Genomic DNA, 1,517 nt, shown 5'->3' with positions numbered 1-1,517 from the left:
CGATAATTACTTTAAGAATACCGGCGAAGTTAACGTGGGTCCTATGACAAACAATCACAGTCACGTGTTCAAGTATAAAGGGAAATATTACCTTGCTTACCATGCCATGTATCTACAGGATTATTTTGATACTAAGGGTGGTTTTCGTAATGTGGGTATCGAGCCCATACCGGTGGATGAAGCAAATGACGTGACTTTCCCCATGGTCAACGCAACTTTTAAAGGTACGTCACAAACTCACCTATTAAATCCATTCGTTGTGCAGCAAGCAGAAACTACTGCAGGCACTTCGGGGCGCGTTCAGTTCGATACTGTTGGTATTGTGGGTAATATGGTTGCCAAGGGACAAATAGATAAACAAGTTCTGATGGTGCGGGGAGCCGATTTTAGCAATCAGGTTCCTGTCAAATTCGAGGCCCGGGTGAAAGGAAAAGGTAGAATTGATGTTTATGTAAATAATCTTAAAGGCCCGGCTCTTGTTTCCCTTATATGTGATACGAAGGACTGGACGACGCTATCAAAGCAAATAGCCTTGAACATACCTAAGGGAACAGGGAATATCTATTTTGTATTTAAAGGAGAGGGGTTTTTGTTTGATGAATGGAAATTTTATTAAGTTCGGTTGCTGGTTTATTGATGCTGCTTATAAGTAGATATTCGATAAAAACGGGCTGGTACTGCCGATTGGGTGAATGACCGTTGATTCAACAATCCTCAAATTATCAAGGATAATTACACTAAAACTGCCGGTGTCACGAATAGGAGTTGATTAGTGATACCGGCATGTTTCCGCAAGTTTAAACCGATATGTTCAAGTAGCTCTAAATAGGATTAAAAAAAGGAATATGGAAAGTCAAATTATTTCAAAAGAGCCGGAATTAGACGAGACTGAAATTAAAGGATTGATAGAGGATTTTGAAACGATTGGTATTTTGCTGAAGGCGCACCCTGCTTTCTTCAGGAATCCTCTTATATCGCCTGAATCGAGAAAAATATTTAACGAAGGCTTGGTACTCATTAAGAACTTCACACAAAAATGTTTAAAGCATTACGGATTAAATACCTTTCAAAATCGAGTAAATTAAAAGTGGTGGCTACACCATTACACAAGGCCAATATCCGGGTAATTGTCAATACCGATGCGGGCTTAACCCAGACAAACGTCAAACAAAATCAGAATGATATTATGAAATATACAATAACCTGCTTTATTGCACTTTTTCTTTCCGGCGGAGTTTCAGCGCAAAGCAAAAACGAGGTGACTCTTAAAGCAAAGATCAACAGCATCGTCAGCAAAATGACGCTGGACGAAAAAATAGAAATGCTTCACGGCAATGCGTTGTTTTCATCGGGCGGCGTGCCGCGTTTAGGTATCCCGGAACTAACCTGCGATGATGGCCCGTTGGGTGTACGCGAAGAGATAAAGCGCTTTGATTGGGCTTCGGCCAACTGGATAACCGATTCCGCCACATTTTTACCAAATGGCTCGGCAATTGCCGCTACCTGGAACCCGGTAA

At 41.3% G+C, this 1,517-nt stretch carries 1 protein-coding gene and 2 pseudogenes; all 3 read left to right on the top strand.

Translation table 11 applies throughout. The features are described 5' to 3' along the window. Positions 1-616: pseudogene (locus AC1DXC_RS27235) on the top strand (hypothetical protein); the annotation flags it as partial. A gap of 229 nt (positions 617-845) precedes the next feature. Beyond that, positions 846-1,085: a hypothetical protein gene (locus tag AC1DXC_RS27230; RefSeq protein WP_477462330.1), complete on the top strand. Its 240-nt coding sequence runs from the start codon at positions 846-848 to the stop codon at positions 1,083-1,085. Positions 1,086-1,186: 101 nt separating this feature from the next. Further along, a pseudogene (locus tag AC1DXC_RS27225) lies at positions 1,187-1,517 on the top strand (glycosyl hydrolase); the annotation flags it as partial.

Source organism: Mucilaginibacter sp. P2_D11 (genome assembly GCF_056404435.1).
The sequence above is the reverse complement of the archived record's forward strand: the minus strand, read 5'-3'. Positions and strand labels throughout refer to the sequence as shown.

What these genes read in the sequence shown, in the direction of transcription:
- AC1DXC_RS27230 (WP_477462330.1), top strand. Translation starts at nt 846, where the DNA reads ATGGAAAGTCAAATTATTTCAAAAGAGCCGGAATTAGACGAGACTGAA.